Genomic DNA, 18,886 nt, shown 5'->3' with positions numbered 1-18,886 from the left:
CCAACAGCACAAAGGAGAACCCACTTATGGTCGTCAAGCAGATTTATTCCCTGATCGAATACGACGAGGCTGTCAAGACGATGGAAGCCGGTGCCGACAATATCGGTCTGGTCCCGATGCAGAACGGCGGTGTGCCCGCGCACCGCGTGCCAATCGAACGCGTGCACCGCATCTTCGACGAATGCAAGCGTCGCGGCGTGACCTCCGTCGCCATCATGCTGACCAACGATCCGGACGAGATGATCGAACTGGCCAAGGAAGTCCAGCCGGACATCCTGCACATCGCCGGAGACGGATATGCCGCCGACGAGGCCTTCGCCGCACGTCTGAAGGAAGTCGCGCCGCACACCAAGCTCATGCAGGCCGTGCTCGTCGACAACGAATCAGCCGTCGACCGCGCCAAGAAATACGCCAAGTACTGCGACTTCATCCTCACCGATTCCGGTCTCGCGCCGGACACCGGCATCGGTGCCAGCGGCCTGACCCATGATTGGAGCATCGACGCGCGCATCGTCGCCGAATGCGGCAAGCCGGTGATCATGGCCGGCGGTCTCGGCCCGGATAACGTCGCCGACGCCATCGAACAGTGCAAGCCTTACGGCGTCGATTCGCTGACCAAGACCAGCATCAAATATGATGGCGGCCGTATGGAGAAGGACATCGACAAGGTCCGTCAGTTCTGCATCAACGCCGATGCGGCAGCCGCGAAGATCGGATTGTGACATGCTGAACGTCAAACTCCTGCAGCCCGTTAAGGTTGTCTGCACCGACAATCTGGGGCAGACACTTACGGAAATCTGTCAGACGGAACACTACCGCCGCCCTTTGGTCGTCACCGATTCCTTCGTGGGATCGATGGCACTCGTGACCGGAGCGATCGCCATGCTGGAATCGGTCGGCATCTCCGTCGCGGTATTCGATGAGGTCAAGCCCGATCCACTGAGCGGAACCGTGACCGACGGTGTGGCAGCGTTCGCAGAGCATGACGCCGATTCGATCATCGCCATCGGCGGCGGCAGTTCCATGGACGTGGCACGCGGCATCAACATCGTACGCGTCAACGGCGGATCCATCATCGACTACACGGACCCGGCGAAGCCCATCGCACATTGCGGCGGCATGATCGCGGTACCGACCACGGCCGGCACCGGCAGCGAAATGTCCAACGCGTTGGTGATCACCGATGAACAGACCAATCGCAAGCTCGCGGTGCTCGCCGACCCGGCGGTCAGCGAATACGCGGTGCTTAACGCGGACCTGATGCTCACGCTTCCGCCGAAGATGACCATCGCCTGCGGACTCGACGCCTTCTGCCATGCGGCCGAAGGATACCTGTCGAATCTGGCCAGCCCGGTCACCGACGCCATCTGCGAGAAAGTGATGTTCCTGCTCTATAACTACCTGCCGCGAGCGGTGGCGGATGGACAGGACCGCGAGGCGCGCGAACGCGTGATGGTCGCATCCACCCTCGCCGGATGGATGCTAAACAACGCGGGCACCATCGCGGGCCATTCGATAGCGCATGTGCTGGGCGCGAAATACCACATCGTGCACGGCGAGGCGGTCGGATACGCGCTGCCGGCGGTTATGGAATTCGTAGCCCCCGTACGTGAGAAGAAAGTCCGTGAAATCGGGCAGATTCTCGGAGCCGTCTTCCCGCAGAACGCCCCTTGCGAGCAGGTGGCGATTATCGCCAGCCGCGCGTTCAAGGACTTCCGCGACCGTATGATTGGATTACATCCGTTTGAGGACTACGGCATCAGTGAAGATGACGTGGTCAGCAACGCGCAGGCGGTCGTGGATGAACGCTTTGCGGGCAATACGCCACGGACCATCGATCTGGCGGCAGCGCAGCAGCTGCTGCGAGAATTCGGCAAACGCTGAAAAGCAACACAATAGGAGGAATCTCATGGCAAAGAAGATCATTCTGGACTGCGATCCTGGTCACGACGATGCCGTCGCCATCCTGCTGGCAGTCGGCAATCCTAACATCGACCTGATCGGCGTCACCACCGTCGGCGGCAATCAGAGCCTTGACAAGGTCACCTACAACGCGCGCGCCGTGCTGGAAAAGGCGCACGCCACCGACATCCCGGTGCATGCCGGCTGTGACAGGCCCATCGTGCGCAAGCAGGAGGTCGCAGCCTCCATCCACGGCGAGACCGGCCTCGACGGCGTTGAGTTGCCGGAACCGACCCGCCCACTGGAACAGGGACATGCGGTCAACTGGATCATCGACACCATCATGAACAACGAGCCCGGCACCATCACCCTCGTGCCGACCGGTCCGCTGACCAACATCGCCATGGCCGTGCGCATGGAACCGCGCATCGTCGAACGCGTCAAGGAAGTTGTGCTGATGGGCGGCGGCTACCACGTGGGCAACTGGAGCGCCGTGGCCGAATTCAACATCAAGGTCGACCCGGAAGCGGCGCACATCGTATTCAACGAGGCCTGGCCGATCACCATGGTCGGACTCGACCTGACCCACCAGGCGATGTGCACGCCCGCAGTGCAGAAGCGTATCGAAGGCGTGGGCACCGACCTTGCCATGTTCGTCTCGGGGCTCATGGACTTCTTCCGCAAGACCTACCAGGATAACCAGGACTTCATCGACCCGCCGGTGCACGACCCGTGCACCGTGGCCTACCTCATCGACCCGAGCGTGGTCAAGACCCGTCGTTGCCCGGTCGACATCGAGATCCACGGCGAACTGACGCTCGGCATGACCGTCGCCGACCTGCGCGGTCCCGAGCCCAGCGCCGAGGAATGCCACACCCAGGTCGCCACGAAGCTCGATTTCGACAAGTTCTGGGATCTGGTGACCGAGGCCATTAGAGCCATCGGCTGAATGAGGGAAAGAAGCAAGGAGAACAATCATGACTGAAACCAAGAGCGATAAGATGCTCGACGCGGGAGGCAAGTCCGTCGTCGCCCTGATGGCCGCCCTGATGGCCGCGATCTTCGCCTTCCAGCTGAACGCCTCGATGCTGTCACCGGCATTGACCACCATGCGCGTGGAACTCAACACCACGGACGCCCAGATCGGCCTCACCCAGACCGTGTTCTTCACATCCTGCGCCGTGTTCTCGCTGTTCCTGCCGCGACTCGGCGATCTGATCGGACGTAAGAAGGTACTGCTCGGCATCCTCGGTCTGACCGCCATCGGATGTGTGGTCTCCGCGCTCGCGGTCAACGTGCCGATGCTGATGGCCGGCCGTGTGATCCAGGGCGTTGCCGGCCCGATCGTGCCGATGACGCTGATCATGTTGCACGCCAAGGTCACCGAAGACAAGAAGTACGCCAAGCTCATGGCCATCCTGACCTCCGTCAACGGTGGTATCGGCGGTGTCGACGCCATCCTCGGCGGTTGGCTCGCCGGCACCTTCGGCTTCCGTTCCGTGTTCTGGGTCATGGTCGGCGTCGCCGTTCTGGCCATCGTGCTCGTGTTCGTCTATGCCGAGGAATCCACCGCAGCCGAGACGCCGAAGATGGATTGGGCCGGCGTGGTTTCGCTCGCCGCGGCCTTCCTTGCCGCCTACCTGGCCATCAACGAGATCCAGAAGCTCGCCGCCGCGAACTGGGCTCTGGTCGCCGTCGAGCTGGTTGTCGCCGCCGTGCTGTTCGTGGTCTTCTGGAACATCGAGAAGCGTCAGAAGGCGCCTATGGTCACCACCCACTATCTCAAGCAGCGTCGCACCTGGGGCCTGCTGCTGACCACCCTGCTGACTATGACCGGTGTGTTCGCCATCATGAACGGCATCGTCCCGGCGCTGGCGCAGGACACCAAGGTCGGTGCCGGCATGAGCGCCTCGGTGGTCTCCCTCGCGACGCTGACCCCGTATGCGCTGGTCGGTCTGGCGTTCGGCCCGGTTGCGGGTGTGCTCGCCTCCAAGTTCGGCTATCGCGCGGTGCTCCGTACCGGTCTGATCGTGTCCGTCATCGGCGTGCTCTTCGGCATCTACGTGTGCCATGTGCCGAGCATCTGGGCTCTGGTGGTCATGTCTGTGGCGCTTGGCGTCTCTTACGCGGGCACTGCCAACATCATGCTGAACGGCCTGGGCATCGTGCTCTCGCCTGAAGACAACCCGGGCTATCTGCCTGGTCTGAACTCCGGTGCGTTCAACCTGGGCGCCGGCCTGAGCTACGCGGTGCTGTACGCCATGCAGAACGCCTTCGGCGCTTCCGGCGACGCCACCAACGGCTATGTCGGCGCAATGATCGGCGGGGTCGTGCTGCTGGCCCTGGCGTTCGGTGCCTCGTTGCTCATCCCGAAGCAGGGGGAGCAGAGGTAACGATCCTTCCCGTCTGGCTTCGGACGGGAGGAAACGAACAGGCCCTTGGGTTTCAATGGTTTCTTAACTCTCTTTTCCATTGAGCCCAGGGGCCTGTTCGTTTGCTGTCTTCAATTATTCTGATGGTGCGCCGGTCAATGAGACATCATATGTCGGCTACCGCGGTTGCGTGCGTGAGATGCGCGCGGTGGCGAGGCGTGGGAACTGAAGGTGTACGACGGTACATCGAGGTTCCCGCAACGCAGTCAGCGCGCCATCGTCACGCATTCAAGGCTTTGGAGCCGATGTCGTGGCGGTAGAACATTCCCGTCGTATCGAGGTTGTCGATGATCGCGTAGATCTTATCCTGCGCGGCCTTGATGTCTGGTGCGGAGGTTTCGACGAGCAGAACGCGTCCGGAGGAGGCGACGAGGCCTTCGTCGGAGTTGGAGACACCGGCGTAGTAGACGTGGGAATCGGAGCCGACGGGGATTTCGGGGATGTGCGCGCCCTTGATCACGTCGACAGGATAGCCGTTGGAGGCGAGCACGACGCCGAGGGTGGTGTTGTGCTCATCCCAGGTGAACGTGGGGGTGCCGCCGTTGAGAATGGCCCAGATACCTGCGGCGAGGTCGCTGGTGAGCTGGGGGAGTACGACTTCGGTTTCGGGATCGCCGAAGCGGGCGTTGAACTCGATGACCTTGGGGCCGTCGGCGGTGGCGATGAGACCTGCGTAGAGGATGCCGGTGAAGGGGGTGCCTTCGGCGGCCATGGCCTCGACGGTCGGGCGCACGATGGTTTCGATGGCCTCGTCGACAACGCTCTGCGAAATCTGCGGGACGGGGCTGTAGGCACCCATGCCGCCGGTGTTGGGGCCCTTGTCGCCATCGTAGGCGCGCTTGTGATCCTGGGAGATGGGCATGGGCCAGAATTCAGTGCCGCGCACGAAGCTCATGAGCGAGAATTCCTGGCCTTCGAGGAAGTCCTCGATGACGACCTTGGCGCCGGCCGCGCCGAAACGATGGTCGATGAAGATGTCGTCAAGCGCGTCGATGGCGGTCTTGACGTCCATGGCGACGGTGACGCCCTTGCCCGCGGCAAGGCCATCGGCCTTGATCACGATCGGGGCGCCATGCTCCTGCACGTATGCCTTGGCCGGCTCAAGCTCCTCGAAGGTACGGTACTTGGCGGTCGGGATGGAGTGACGTTCCATGAGCTGCTTGGCGAAGTCCTTGGAACCTTCGATCTGGGCCGCGGCCTTGTTCGGGCCGAACGCCTTGATGCCGGCCGCTTCGAAATCATCGACGATGCCTTCGATCAGCGGCACTTCCGGACCGACGAACACCCAGTCGTAATCGTTGCTTTGCACGAAGTTGATGAGCGCGGCGTGGTTGGACAGGCTGATCTGCGTGGTGCGGATGCCGTCGAGCTCCATGCCCGGATTGCCGGGGGCAACGGTCACCTCATCGACGCTGCCGCCACGCATGAGCGCGTGGGCGATGGCGTGCTCGCGCGCGCCGGAACCGATAACCAGAACCTTCTGACCCATAATCTTGTCTCCTCGAAATTGCTGTGAAATCTTAAATTATTGAAATGAGCTTTTGCGATTGGAATGCTGCGTTGCCGTGCCCGCATGGCACAGGCAACATAAGCAGCATGAGCGGCATAAGTTAAGGCCTCCTCACAAGGGGGAGGCCTTAACTTGCGTATCACACGAGTTCCACGTCGGTGCCGGTGTTCTTCACGATGTTGCCGAGCACGTAGGCGGTCTCGCCGTTGGCTTCGAGCAGCTTCATGGTCTTGTCGGCGTTCTCGGCGCTGACGGCCAGCACCATGCCGATGCCCATGTTGAAGATGTTGAACATCTCCATATGGTCGATCTTGCCGGCCTTCTCCAGCACGTCGAAGATCGGCAGAATCGGCCAGGAGCCGAGGTTGATGTGCGCTGCCAGACCGTCGGGGATCATGCGCGGGATGTTCTCGATGAAGCCGCCGCCGGTGATGTGCGCGACGCCCTTGACCACGCCGGCCTTGAACAGCGGGGACAGCGTCTTGACATAGATCTTGGTGGGGGTGAGCAGCACGTCGCCGAGCTTTTCGCCGCCGAGCTCGTCCAGCTGGGTGTCGACGGTGTAGCCGGCCTGCTCGAACAGGGCCTTGCGCACCAGGGAGAAGCCGTTGGAGTGCACGCCGGTGGAGGGAAGGCCGATCAGCACATCGCCGTCGACGATCGTAGAGCCGTCGACGATGGCGGACTTCTCGGCCACGCCCACGGTGAAGCCAGCCAGATCGTATTCGTCCTCGTCGTACATGCCGGGCATTTCCGCGGTCTCGCCGCCGATCAGACCGCAATCGGCCTGCACGCAGCCGTCCGCCACACCGGACACGACCTGCTCAAGCAGGGCCGGATCGTTCTTGCCGCAGGCGATGTAATCCAGGAAGAACAGCGGTTCGGCGCCCTGTGCCGCGATGTCGTTGACGCACATGGCCACGCAGTCGATGCCGATGGTGTTGTGCTTGTTCGCCATCTTGGCGACGACCAGCTTGGTGCCCACGCCGTCGGTGCCGGAGATCAGCACCGGCTCCTTGTAGCCCAGGGAGGCGAGGTCGAACAGGCCGCCGAAACCGCCGATGCCGCCGACCACGCCCGGTCGGTTGGTGCGTGCCACATGGGATTTGATTCGCTTGACGACTTCGTAACCTGCTTCGACGCTGACGCCGGCGTTTGCGTATGCTTCTGGCATTTTGGCCTTCCTATTGCTTAGGTGGGATTGCTGGGTTGTTGGGGATTGTTGGGAATGAAGTGTTCGGGGTGGTCTTGCTAGGCCTGGGGAAGGGCCTGGTATTCGTTGCCCTCGTACTTGCTCTTGTAGAGCGCGAATTCGGGCAGACGCACACGATCCTCGGGGGCGAGGGACTTGAGGAAGTCCGCTTCGTAGTCGTCCAGGGCCGTGGGGTAGTCGCCGTTGAAGTACGCGACGCACAGACCGCCGTAAGGGGCGTCGGCACCAAGGCCGATCGACTCGACCAAGCCGTCGAGCGACAGGAACGCGAGCGAATCCGCACCGATGTAGTCGCGGATCTCGTCGACGGACTTCTCGGCCGCGATCAGCTCCTTGGTGGTGGAGATGTCGATGCCGTAGAAGCACGGGTACTTCAGCGGCGGGGAGCTGATGCGCATATGCACTTCGGCCGCTCCGGCCTCCTTGAGCATCTGCACGATGCGCTTCGAGGTGGTGCCGCGCACGATGGAATCGTCGATGACGACCACGCGCTTGCCCTTGACCACACCGCGCACAGCGGACAGCTTCATGCGCACGCCTTGTTCTCGCAGCTCCTGCGTGGGTTGGATGAAGGTACGTGCCACGTACTGGTTCTTGATCAGACCCATTTCGTTCGGCAGGCCGGCCTCTTCGGAGTAGCCGGATGCCGCGGACAGGGAGGAGTTCGGCACGGCGATGACCATATCGGCGTCGACGGGGGATTCCTGGGCCAGCCGTGCGCCCATGCGCTTGCGGGCGGAATGCACGTTCACACCGTAGATATTGGAGTCGGGGCGTGCGAAGTAGATGAATTCCATCGAGCAGATGGCCAGCTGGGTCTGGTCGGTGTAGCGGTCGATGTGGTAGCCGCTGTCGTCCACGACCACGATCTCGCCCGGGCGGATGTCGCGCACCAGTTCGGCGCCGACGGTGTCGAGCGCGCAGGTCTCGGAAGCGAGCACGTAGGCGCCGTTGGTCATCTTGCCAAGGGACAGCGGGCGGAAACCGTTCGGGTCAAGCGCGCCGATCATGGCATGTTCGGTCATGATCAGGTAGGCGAAGCCGCCGTGCACGGTATTGAGCGCTTCCTTGAGCTTGTCCATGAACGTGGGCTTGCTGGAGCGGCGGATGAGGTGCATCAGCACTTCGGTATCGGAATTCGAATGGAAGATCGCGCCCTCGTCTTCGAGCTTGCGGCGCAGAGAGATGCAGTTGGTCAGATTGCCGTTGTGACACAGGGCCATGTCGCCGTCATGGAAACGGAAGATGAACGGCTGGATGTTGTCGCTGCCGCCGGAACCTGCGGTGGCGTAACGCACGTGGCCGATGGCGTGGCTTCCCTTGAGACGCTGGATCTCGCGTTCGTCGCTGAACACCTGGGTGAGCAGTCCTTTGCCGCGATGACCGAGCAGGTGGCCGTCGTCATTCGAGACGATGCCGGCACCTTCCTGCCCGCGATGCTGCAAAGCGTGTAAGCCGAAATAAGTGAGTCTGGCGGCGTCGGGATGCCCCCAGACGCCGAAAATACCGCATTCCTCGTGGATGTCTTCGAGTTCTGCTGACACGCCAAAGCTCCTTCCGAAACTGTGGAGACAGGGGATTTCTACCGCGTTAACCCTATCAAGCGGCGGCTACATTCGCATATCGCGTCTCGTTGAGCCGACAGGGCGTGTATGATAGAGGGCAATCGAACGGATGTTCGAATCGAAGACCTGTTGGAGTGCGGGTGCTGTGTGTTTGCGGCACTGATCGCGATGCCGCAAAGGGGGTGGTATATGGGCGTTGGCGTCGGTGCGGAACGTACGTATATCGCCATTGATCTGAAATCCTTCTATGCGTCGTCCGAATGCGTGGAATTGGGATTCGACCCGCTGCGCACGCATCTGGTCGTTGCCGATGAATCGCGTACCGACAAGACCATCTGTCTTGCGGTGTCTCCGTCGTTGAAGGCCTATGGGTTGCCTGGTCGCGCGCGTTTGTTCGAGGTCAAGGAAAAGCTGAGGCAGATCAATGCCGAGCGGCAGTTGCGGGCCCCGGGGCGTCGGTTCCATGGCAAATCGTATTACGCCGATGAGGTCGAGGCCGATCCCGGTCTGGCTGTAGATGTGTATATCGCCAAGCCGAGGATGTCGCATTATCTGAGCGTGAGCGGGAAGATATATGGCATTTACTTGCGATATGCCTCTGCCGAGGACATCCATGTGTATTCCATTGACGAGGTGTTCATGGATGCCACGCGTTATTTGCGTGCATATGGCAAGACGCCGCATGATCTTGCGCGGGACATTGTGCGTGCGATCTATAGCGAGACGGGTATTACCGCGACTGCGGGCATCGGTACCAATATGTATTTGGCGAAGGTTGCCATGGATATTGTGGCCAAGCATATTCCCGCCGATGCCGAGGGAGTGCGTATCGCGCAGCTTGACGAGATGTCGTATCGGAGGTTGCTGTGGGGGCACAGGCCCTTGACCGATTTCTGGCGGGTCGGGCGCGGATATGCGAACAAGCTGGAGGCCCACGGGCTCATGACCATGGGCGATATCGCACGGTGCTCGCTCGGGCGGGCCTCCGATTATTACAACGAGGAGCTGCTGTACCGGCTGTTCGGTGTGAACGCGGAACTGCTCATCGACCACGCGTGGGGGTGGGAGCCGTGCACCATCGCCGATATCAAGGCGTATAAGCCCGCCGGGCACAGTACGAGCGTCGGTCAGGTGATGACCAGCGCCGCCACGTTCGGCACGGCTCGTCTGATCGTGAAGGAGATGGCGGACGAGCTTGCGTTGGACCTGGTCGATAAGGGATTGGTGACCGACAAGGTGGCGTTGATGGTCGGCTACGACGCGGGGAGCCTGGATCCGGGGCGTGTGGATGCGTGCGCACCTGATGAGTTGAAGCGTGCGGCGGCCAATGCGTCGGCGTCGTATGCGGGGCCGGTCAGCTTGGACAGGTATGGGCGTCGCGTGCCCAAACCTGTTTCCGGGTCGGCTGATTTGGGTGGTTTCACGTCATTGGCTTCCAGAATCCGTGCTGCGGTGGATGGGCTGTTCGCCCGGTTGGTCGATCCGCGTTTGCTGGTGCGCAGTCTCAATGTGGTGGCGGTCGATTTGGCGACGCCAAAGGACCTGGCCGCCGTTGCGCGCTATGAGCAGCCTGATCTGTTCGCGGCTGTTGAGGATGAGCGTGATGGCGTGGCTGGCTCGTCTGGTTCGGTTGACTTGGACGGTTCGGGTGGTTCGGCTGGTTCGGATGACTCCGGCGACTCGGGCGGCGTGAGCGAACAGGCTGAGCAGAACGTGCAACGGGCGTTGCTGGATATCAAGCGGAAATTCGGCAAGAACGCGGTGATCAAGGCCATGGATATGTTCGACGGAGCCACCGGTCAGCAGCGCAATCATCAGATCGGAGGGCATGCCGCATGAGCGGTTCTGTTCGGAAGGCGACAGTATCGGGGAACAACGGCCGGAATCGGGAGGCATGACCTATGGCACTTACGGAAACGCATGATTACGACGACATCATCGACCTGCCGCATCATCAATCCCGCCGTCATGCCCGCATGCCGTTGCAGTCCAGAGCCGCGCAGTTCATGCCATTCGCGGCGCTGACGGGCTACGACGCCGTAATCGAGCAGACGGCCCGTGCCAACGAAGAAGCCGTGGCCAAGGCCAACGCCCCCATCGATGTGGCGGACGGCTACATGCCCGCCTGATGTGAGGTGGGCGAGGGGTGAAGCGGCGAAGAATGTGAGCGTCTGGTCGTGGCTATTCCGGCATGGGGTATGCGTCGTGCAACAGTGAGGAGAAGCTTTCACTCGCCATACCGTAGAAAGCCCCGAGCAATAGTTGCAAAGCCAGATCGTCCGGCAGGTCGTTGTCGTTGGCGAGGGAGCCAAGGATGCCTTCGAATTTCTGTGGATTACTGTTCCATATCGATGACATCTCCTGCAAGGTCAGCAGCTTGGACGCGAGTTCGGGGAATTTCGGCGATGATAGAAGACGATTGATGGTGGCGGCGCGGTATTCGTGCATCGGGTCGTTGCCGTGTTCCGCGTCATTTGTCGCTGAGCTATCCGTTGGCGCGTTGCTGGCGCTACTGATGTTGCTATTTGTTTGGGATTGCTTGGAAGCGCCATCGTCTTGCTGGGAATTGTTGTCTGCCGGCTCGGTGCCAGGGGATTGTTCTACTGGTGTATCGATCCAGGACTGAATGGCGGCGATGGAGCTGCTGCTTAGCCCGGTGAATGCGCAGGCATGGCTCATGGCATAGGTTTTCTCATCCGTTTCTCCGGTCAGATAGCCAACGTCCACGCCGAAGAAGTCGGCGATGGTCGCCATGGTTTCGTATTTGGGAAATCCGATTTCGCCCGATGAGGTGCGGTTACCAGTGTTCAGCCATCTGCTGACATCCTTCTGATGGAATTTCGTGAAGTACTGCCGATTGAGTGCGCGTACGAAATCCAACTGTGTAAGCCCTCGCTCGTCCATGCACTGTTTCAGCCGTGTTCTCCAGCAAGCGCTGCTTCGTGCAGATATACCACTCATGGTATAAACCCCCTTCAAAATACGAGTGAATTATAACATGTTACGTCATTGACGCCATAGCAGGGATGAAAGAGGATAGACACCAAAGGAGAGAACTCATCTGCTGTGGGGTTCGACACCGTGTTTTCGCGTCTTGTGAAAGAAGGGAGAAGCCGCACGCGAAAAAATCACGCCCCCTGATGACGGGTTCCGCAACGAGACCGATTCACGGTCTTGGAATGGCTGAAAGTCAGTCGTTTCTTATATGGAGCGCCGTCAGAAAGGAAGCACCATCATGTTCGCGCAATTGGCAAACACGATTCTGCATGGCGTGCGCATATTCGACGAGGTGGCAAAGAACACCACACCGGCCGAGACGAATCGCCCCGATGAATGCAACGAGGCACAGAGCGGACATCGCCGCGGCGAGAACTCCCACAAGAAAGGAAACGACAATGACGTTCGATGACGAACCGAAGGCAATGATTTGCAGGTTTCATGCCGATTCGATGAACACCAAGAACACGTTTTGCGAAACAACGGCGTAGCTGTTTATTTTCCAATGTTTCATCTAAGAGAGGGAGAAGAACATGACTGGGGGAAACGAGTCGCGGCCGTCGAATATCAATCAGACAATGCAGCTGACTCTGTCGGCTAATCAGGCCTATGACGTGCTGAAAAACATGCTTTCCTGCAGCGCGATGTTCATGATGCGCCGTTGGAATGACGAAGAACGCTCGATTTCGTTCAGCTCCTTCGACGACGTCGATCTTGTTGCGGTGATCCACGAGAAAACCGAATCCGAATGTGAGGTCAAGGTAACGTCGGATTGTCGGGATGCGAATCGTGCTGTACGACGTCTTGGCGATTTTCTTCGGGATTACCAGGCGCAGATCGGCATGACCTCGGTGCAAATAGACCATGAGCGCCAAACGGCATCGCGAAGAGCGGACGTAAGGAAAGAGGCGAAGCATGGAAGTGGGTCTGTGCCCGTTGTCTCCGAGCTGGCGCAGCGCGTCTCCGAAGCGTCTCTTACCACGAAAATTCTCGTGGGCGTTATTGCGTTCTTCATCGTCATAGGCCTTATCTGTGGCATCACCTCGTGCGGTGCTTCATCTAAAACGGTCAACGATGGAAAAGTGGCGATTCCGGAGTCCTCGTCCGGATTCGAAGGCGAAAACTATAAGGATGTGGTCACAAGACTGGAATCCGCGGGATTCACCAATATAGAGACCGAAGGCCTTGGCGACTTGATTACCGGATTCCTTCATAAGGATGGGGATGTCAAGACGGTGTCGGTCAATGGAAGCACAAGCTATAGTTCCCGCCAGAAATTCAGTCCGGACGCACGAATCGTTATCAGATACCATTCGTACTCAACAAGCGGCGAATCGTCATCGGACGACAGTGATTCGGACGACAGTGATTCCGCAACTCAAGAGAAGGCGAAGGCGGAAACAGACGATACGGAGGATGACTCTTCCGAACCATCCAACTCGTCCGGTAGTAAGGACAATGCGTCGCAAGTCGCTGAGGAAAATATCACGACGCAGAACAACCAGGAATTCGCCCAGATACTTGCAGGCGGTGATTCCGGCCAGGCCATCGAGAATTTTGCCGGTAAGTATCAGGGACGCAATATTGAATTCGACGGCTATACGGCATCGGTATTGCCGCACGGCTCGTATAAGACGAGGTTCGATTACCTGATTCTTGCCGGGAACACGGGAAGTACACGTGGGCCGAACTTCCATTTCAGCGATGTGAATTATTACGATCTTCACCTGACTGGCGATAATGTCCCGAGTTCGCTTACCGAAGGGCTCAACATTCATGTCGTCGCTGAAATCGAAAGCTATGACTCCGCATCCTGTCTGCTTGAACTGAGCCCTGTCTCCATCACGATGAGGTGAGAAAAACCATGCCCGGATATATCCCATTTCCCAATGAGACAGTAACGCTCACCAGCCATTGCGCATTCTGCAAGAACGTTGATGGTGAGCAGAACAAAACGAGACTGATGCTCACCAATATGCGCTTGGTATACGAATGGAGCAGCAGAAGACGGACGGGAGAAGACCTTTCATGCCTGTCATACCCGTTGAATGAGCTGGCAACGCAGAAAGATGAGATTCGAGTGGATTGCCAACCTTCCGATTATGAAACCAGCTTCAAGCTTTACCCGGCTGATGAAGAAGTATCCTTCGTTTTCCGCAGCCCGGAGAAAAACGTGAGCCGTAAGCTGACTGCCGCATGGCTGGATGCAATCAGTATGGCAGTGACGGGAACGAAATCCTCCGAAGCCACGGCTTTGCGCAGGAGCGTACCAGGAGTCGAAATGCTGGCCGGTGCCTTGAAGGACACGTTCGATGTGGTCAAAACGACTTTCACCGGACCGAATACAAGTCAACGGAATGCGCCTGTTAGAACAGTCGTCACCGCAAAATGCATTGGGTGCAGAGCCCCGCTTTCGGGACGTACTGGCATGACCGTGCAATGCAAATACTGCGATACGGTGCAGACGCTGTGACGGAAACAGGTAACAGGCCAGACAGGAACAGGAAAACGAGGAAATAGACATGGGCATGTTACGTGCAATCGGAGGAGCTATAGGCGGAACTCTGGCCGACCAATGGAAAGACGTCGTCACTGCGAGTCGCTTTGATGAGCATTCCGCTGTCGTGCCCGGCGTCTTAAGAGATGAGGACAATGGCCGCGGCTCCAATGGTCGTGGCTCGGAGGGTGTCATCACCAACGGGTCGAAGATCTATGTGCCGGAGAACACAGCGGCATTCATCTTCAATCAGTCCGGCATAGAGAACATCATTTCCCAGCCGGGCGGTTATGAATATCATGACGGGCAGGACAGCATCTTCAACGGCGACGGAGTAAAGAAATCGATTTTCAAGCAGATTGGCGAACGCATTGGCTACGGCGGCATCACGTCCGATTACAAGCAGATCGCGTTTGTGAATCTGCGTGAGATTCGTGACATCAAGTTCGGTACGCGTGGTCCGCTCATGTATAACGACCTGTTCTATGGGACGGATCTTGAGATTTTCGCGTATGGTTCGTTCAGTATTCAGATTGGCGACCCGGTGCGATTCATTCGTAATTTCGTTCCGGCGAATGTCGCGTATTATTCGTTTGATGATCAGCGGGCGCGCTCGCAGATTCTGTCGGAGTTCCTGCAGTCGTTTACGGTGGCGTTGAATGCGTTGTCGACGCAGTATAGGATTTCGCAGTTGCCGGCTCAGGCGAACGATATTGCGATCAAGGTTGCGAACGACAGACAGAATGCGGGTACGTGGCCGGCCCGGTTTGGATTCAATATCGTCAAGATCGGTATTGAGAACATCGAGTTTTCGGATGCTTCGCGTGAGCTTGTGCAGAAGTTCTCCGCCAACAAGATGGATTTGAAGGCGTATGAGGATGTGTCGCAGCATGCGTCGAATGTGGCGGCGCAACAGAAGATCGCACACGGTGTGGAAGAGCATGGCTTTGGTGATGCAGGTGCGATGATGTTCGGCGCGGCTTTTGCGCAGGGTGTGAATCCCGTGACCGGCGCGCAGTCCAATGCTGCGGTTGCGGAGCGGCCTGCGACTCAGCATCCGGCGGTCGCGTCGGTGTCGTCCATGTCGGTTAGCGAGCAGCTGGATGCGGTCAAGAAGCTTAAGGAGCTGCTTGATGCCGGGGTGCTGACCCAGGACGAGTTCGATTCCAAAAAGAAGCAGATTCTCGGGTTGTAAGGAGAAAAAATGATGAAGAAGATTTTTACCGCGATATTGAGCATTGTCTTGATCGCCGGCGTATCCGCCTGTGGCGAGAAAAAGAACGAAGGGCCGGATTATGCCGATGACGAGGCGATGTCCATTATTGCGGATGGATTCAATAAGCGTTCGGCTCTGATTGACAAGCTTAAAGGTCAGGGCAAGGATACGAGCGAATCAAAGTATTTCCAGCAGATCATTCAGACTGAGATCGATAATGATAAGCCGTTGAAGGCGCGCCAGTTCAAGGATTCGAAGCTCCAAGAGCAGGTTATTGCCTATTTGAATTCATTGGATGATCAGTTGGCTGTGGTTAAGAAATATTCAAGCACCAGTGCCGGATCTGCTGAGGCGCGGAGCAAAGCATATGACAAGCGATCTACGATTTTGAAGACATTCGTGGATAAGTACGGGCTTAAAGTCGATTCGAAATATCAGGACACTCTTGACGATCTGGTTCGCAACGGCAATTCCGTCCAGGAGAAGAACGAAACGGATCAGACAATCAATAGCCTGATCGCTTCGGCTAAATTCGATAAGACGGAAGCGGAATATGTCGGCTACTATACGTATTCCGCAGTCATCGAGAACACCAGCAAGATCAATTTCAGCAATGTCTCGCTGCTGCTGGCGCTCTATGATGCCGATGGCGTGAAAGTGGAAGAGGCCTATGCCAGCACCAGCTCATGGGCAGCGGGCGAGAAGGTCCGGTTCGAGGCCGGTAGCGATGTGAATGCCGCACAGGTCAAGGTGTCTGTCAGCGGCTATGAAGTTGCAAAATAGAAATGCTTCGCTTTGCCGATGTGTCGGTTGATATGAAATCAAGTTATTGGGCTTGTACCAACCAACAATCTGCTAGTATTTCCATGCCAACATAGGGAATATCGAGGGAAAGAGAAGATTATGCCTAGGAGTTCCAGAAAGAGTTCTATGAGGAATTCAATGGGAGGCATGAGCGCCAAGACGAAGGCGATTGCAATCGTCGTTGCCGTTGCGGTGTTTATAGGAATCGTGATTGCTGGATACCGTAAGGTAGACGGGATTTTCAATCCGAAGAAAGCCGAGCCGGAAATCACCACCACCATCGTCTCCCGTCAGCTGCAGACAATGCAGGATCTGACCACCGCCAAGGAGAACGACTATGGTTTTGAGGAATTCTCCGAAGGAAACATCGCCCATGTGAACAAGAAGAAGTTCACGATGTTCTACAGCTATGAGATTCGTGCCGGTGTCGATCTGGCTAAGGCGAAAATCGCGGTGGATGACACGAATCGTATAATTTCGATTACCTTGCCCAAGGCGGACCTGCAATCCGTGTCGGTGGATCCTGACTCGCTGCGCTTCTTTGACTCGGAGAGCTCGTTGTTCAATGGCAATGAGGTAACGGATACTGCCGAAGCGTTGAAGCATGCCAAGAAGTCGGCGGCTGACAAGGCATCCAAGAGTAAGCTCCTGCAGGAGGCAGACAAGCAGGCCAAGCAGATTGTGGAGAAGGCGTATTCGCAGATCGCCAAAACGGATGGATACAAGGTCAAGGTTCAGCTTGCGAGCAACTAGTGGGCGTTGCCGCCGCTAAGAGAGGAACAGCGTACTAATACGCTTGTTTGTGGCGGATTTCAACGGTTCGGTTTCGCTTGTCTGCTTATTTATGGCACCTTTTCCGCATTAGCCCGAGTATGAGCGTTGCAATTATGCGCCTCGTACTCGGGCTAACGCGTTTTGGATGCCACAAACAAGCCACTTGGCAGTTTTGACCGCTGTTTGTTGGCTTCATATTGGCATTTTTGCTTTCCTTAGCTGGTGAGCTCAAATAAGTCCTATCCGGGGCGCTATCTCGCTTACGTGTGGCAGATTTTCGCGTTCCAGGCGTGCTATCTCGCTTACGTGTGGCACCCGAAGCGCGATACGACGGAAACAAACCGCGGAATTGCAACGTTCTGTTTGGGAATATCAGGGGAGAGGTGCCACACGTAAGCGAGATGGTTCACGTCGAGGTGGTTGTGCAGGCATCCTGATGAAGACGCCCGATCATCGTGCATTCTCGAACATGCTGTTCGCGGAAACGACGGTCAGATCGGGCTCATGGCGCTCGCGTGCGGCTGATGCCAGCTCATCCGTCTTGACGAACAATGCGTAATGCCGTTCGGAATATCCGGGTATGAGGTCTGCGCGGGAACGAAGTGTGGCGATGGTGTCCGCGACGTTCAGATCGTTCTTCCACTTGCATTCGCCAAGCAGGATGCGTTTTTCGGTTTCGTTCGCCGCGATTACGTCGATATCGGTCTGCTGCTTGGTTGTGGGATTTCCGCCCCACCATTTCCCGAATCGCAAGGCGACAAATGGAAGCTGATCGCTGCCGTTGACGTGCCAGAGCCACTGCATGCAGACGCTTTCGAACTGCTGCCCGACATACGTGTCGAGCGCCGGGCCGAATACCATATGTTGGGCGGTCAACTCACCTTGGCCGTTTTCCACGTTCACGATATTGGGGCTGACGAAACGGTACCAGAACGCGAAGAATGGGTCGGCGGGTTTCCATAGTCCTTTTCTTGAACGGGAGGGGTCCTCTCCGAAGGGGACTTCGCGTTCGGCCAATCCCAGGTCCTCAAGCACGCGAAGGTACTTGCTGAGGTTCGTGACCGGTTGTATGCCGGCTTGGTCGGCGATCTTATTCTGCCTTGTCGTGCCGCTGCCTATCGCGTCCATCACCGAGTTGTAAACCGTCGGATCGCGCAATTCCTGCCGCAGCAGCATAAGCGGCTCCTCATAGAGCAGACCGTTGGGAGAGAACAGAAGATTGATTACATTCTGCTCATAAGACAGGTCTGGCCGTATCTGCTGCAGGTAGTATGGGGTGCCACCGAACGTGGCGTAATACTTGATGACATCCTCCACCCCTGCGAAGTCGAGCATTTTCGCGGTGTCGAACACGTCGAAGGGCTTGAGTCGCAGCTGTCCTGTTCTGCGCCCGTATAGGGGGCTTTTGTAGCCCAGTACTTCGCTTTCCATGAATCCTTCGTTGCTGCCGCACAGCGCCATCATGGTGTTCGTGTCCGCGAAGCCATGGTCTATGGCGACTTGCAACACGGATGGCAACGAGGGGTCGGCCATGGCCGCGTAGGGGAATTCATCAAATACCAGGAGAAAACGTTCCGTCCGGTTCTTGACTTGTTCGATGATGAAATCGAATGCGTCCTGCCATGTGCCGAAGGTGAACATACCTTCTGGCAGATGGAAGAATCGTTGGATGACGCGTGAGAAATCGCGCAGATTGTTCTGCGTGGTTTGCTGACGTGCGGTGAAGTACAGCGTGTTCTTGTCTTTTGAGAATTCGTCCAACAAGGCGGTTTTGCCCACACGCCTGCGGCCGAGTAGCACCATCATCTGAAACGTGGTCTGTTCCCACATGGTGTTGAGTACTTCGAGCTCCTTGAGTCTTCCAACGAACATGGCTGCCTCTCTGCTGTTTTATGCTTACGAGTATAATACTCATGAGTATTATACTCGTAAGCATAAAATGGAATTGTATTTTTGCCAAAGAGCAGAGGCACAAG

General features: G+C 57.7%; 17 protein-coding genes. 12 read left to right on the top strand and 5 right to left on the bottom strand.

Annotated features, from left to right (window positions below; translation table 11 throughout):
• Nucleotides 1–26 precede the first annotated feature (26 nt).
• Genes G1C98_RS06560 through uriT form a run of 4 tightly spaced genes read left to right on the top strand, consistent with a single transcriptional unit; the run spans nucleotide 27 to nucleotide 4,295 of the window.
• Nucleotides 27–722, top strand: a complete 696-nt coding sequence (locus G1C98_RS06560; RefSeq protein ID WP_169080417.1) for a phosphoribosylanthranilate isomerase — start codon at nucleotides 27–29, stop codon at nucleotides 720–722.
• A 1-nt stretch (nucleotide 723) separates the two neighbouring features.
• Nucleotides 724–1,884 carry an iron-containing alcohol dehydrogenase gene (locus G1C98_RS06555; protein WP_205831920.1) on the top strand — a complete coding sequence of 387 codons (1,161 nt, stop codon included), beginning with the start codon at nucleotides 724–726 and terminating at the stop codon, nucleotides 1,882–1,884.
• Nucleotides 1,885–1,909: 25 nt separating this feature from the next.
• A complete protein-coding gene (gene uriH, locus G1C98_RS06550; protein ID WP_169080415.1) occupies nucleotides 1,910–2,851 on the top strand; it encodes a uridine-preferring nucleoside hydrolase UriH in 942 nt (313 codons plus the stop codon).
• Between the two features lie 28 nt (nucleotides 2,852–2,879).
• Complete coding sequence (uriT, locus tag G1C98_RS06545; protein WP_169080413.1) at nucleotides 2,880–4,295, top strand: uridine transporter UriT; 1,416 nt, start codon at nucleotides 2,880–2,882, stop codon at nucleotides 4,293–4,295.
• 259 nt (nucleotides 4,296–4,554) lie between these two features.
• On the opposite strand, the gene purD is transcribed toward uriT, so the two are convergent.
• The 3 genes from purD to purF all read right to left on the bottom strand — a co-directional run bounded on the left by purD (nucleotide 4,555) and on the right by purF (nucleotide 8,601).
• Nucleotides 4,555–5,823, bottom strand: a complete 1,269-nt coding sequence (gene purD / locus G1C98_RS06540) for a phosphoribosylamine--glycine ligase (protein ID WP_169080410.1) — start codon at nucleotides 5,821–5,823, stop codon at nucleotides 4,555–4,557.
• A 160-nt stretch (nucleotides 5,824–5,983) separates the two neighbouring features.
• The gene (purM, locus tag G1C98_RS06535) at nucleotides 5,984–7,018 is read right to left on the bottom strand and encodes a phosphoribosylformylglycinamidine cyclo-ligase (RefSeq protein ID WP_169080408.1); all 1,035 of its coding nucleotides are present in this window, start codon (nucleotides 7,016–7,018) and stop codon (nucleotides 5,984–5,986) included.
• 77 nt (nucleotides 7,019–7,095) lie between these two features.
• The gene (gene purF / locus G1C98_RS06530; RefSeq protein WP_169080406.1) at nucleotides 7,096–8,601 is read right to left on the bottom strand and encodes an amidophosphoribosyltransferase; all 1,506 of its coding nucleotides are present in this window, start codon (nucleotides 8,599–8,601) and stop codon (nucleotides 7,096–7,098) included.
• 210 nt (nucleotides 8,602–8,811) lie between these two features.
• Here purF and G1C98_RS06525 point away from each other — a divergent pair, with 210 nt between their 5' ends.
• Entirely contained in the window at nucleotides 8,812–10,461 is a 1,650-nt protein-coding gene (locus G1C98_RS06525; RefSeq protein WP_169080404.1) for a Y-family DNA polymerase, read from the top strand.
• A 62-nt stretch (nucleotides 10,462–10,523) separates the two neighbouring features.
• Complete coding sequence (locus G1C98_RS06520; RefSeq protein WP_169080402.1) at nucleotides 10,524–10,751, top strand: hypothetical protein; 228 nt, start codon at nucleotides 10,524–10,526, stop codon at nucleotides 10,749–10,751.
• 52 nt (nucleotides 10,752–10,803) lie between these two features.
• Here the strand turns inward: G1C98_RS06520 and G1C98_RS06515 are convergent, their stop codons facing one another.
• On the bottom strand, nucleotides 10,804–11,583 hold the full coding sequence (locus G1C98_RS06515; protein WP_240944943.1) for a helix-turn-helix domain-containing protein: 780 nt from the start codon (nucleotides 11,581–11,583) through the stop codon (nucleotides 10,804–10,806).
• 274 nt (nucleotides 11,584–11,857) lie between these two features.
• Between G1C98_RS06515 and G1C98_RS06510 the strand changes: the two genes are divergently transcribed.
• The 6 genes from G1C98_RS06510 to G1C98_RS06485 all read left to right on the top strand — a co-directional run bounded on the left by G1C98_RS06510 (nucleotide 11,858) and on the right by G1C98_RS06485 (nucleotide 16,889).
• Nucleotides 11,858–12,031 carry a hypothetical protein gene (locus G1C98_RS06510; protein WP_169080400.1) on the top strand — a complete coding sequence of 58 codons (174 nt, stop codon included), beginning with the start codon at nucleotides 11,858–11,860 and terminating at the stop codon, nucleotides 12,029–12,031.
• 166 nt (nucleotides 12,032–12,197) lie between these two features.
• Entirely contained in the window at nucleotides 12,198–13,475 is a 1,278-nt protein-coding gene (locus G1C98_RS06505) for a DUF4839 domain-containing protein (protein ID WP_169080398.1), read from the top strand.
• Between the two features lie 8 nt (nucleotides 13,476–13,483).
• Complete coding sequence (locus G1C98_RS06500; RefSeq protein WP_169080396.1) at nucleotides 13,484–14,092, top strand: hypothetical protein; 609 nt, start codon at nucleotides 13,484–13,486, stop codon at nucleotides 14,090–14,092.
• Nucleotides 14,093–14,141: 49 nt separating this feature from the next.
• Complete coding sequence (locus G1C98_RS06495) at nucleotides 14,142–15,311, top strand: SPFH domain-containing protein (RefSeq protein WP_169080394.1); 1,170 nt, start codon at nucleotides 14,142–14,144, stop codon at nucleotides 15,309–15,311.
• A gap of 9 nt (nucleotides 15,312–15,320) precedes the next feature.
• Entirely contained in the window at nucleotides 15,321–16,115 is a 795-nt protein-coding gene (locus tag G1C98_RS06490; RefSeq protein WP_169080392.1) for an FxLYD domain-containing protein, read from the top strand.
• 159 nt (nucleotides 16,116–16,274) lie between these two features.
• Complete coding sequence (locus G1C98_RS06485; protein ID WP_240944942.1) at nucleotides 16,275–16,889, top strand: DUF4230 domain-containing protein; 615 nt, start codon at nucleotides 16,275–16,277, stop codon at nucleotides 16,887–16,889.
• 471 nt (nucleotides 16,890–17,360) lie between these two features.
• Here the strand turns inward: G1C98_RS06485 and G1C98_RS06480 are convergent, their stop codons facing one another.
• Nucleotides 17,361–18,782, bottom strand: a complete 1,422-nt coding sequence (locus G1C98_RS06480; protein ID WP_169080388.1) for an ATP-binding protein — start codon at nucleotides 18,780–18,782, stop codon at nucleotides 17,361–17,363.
• Between the last annotated feature and the right edge of the window lie 104 nt (nucleotides 18,783–18,886).

The sequence above is a fragment of the Bifidobacterium erythrocebi genome, assembly GCF_012932675.1.
Taxonomy (GTDB): Bacteria; Actinomycetota; Actinomycetes; order Actinomycetales; family Bifidobacteriaceae; genus Bifidobacterium; species Bifidobacterium erythrocebi.
This window is presented reverse-complemented; position numbering and strand designations above follow the sequence as displayed.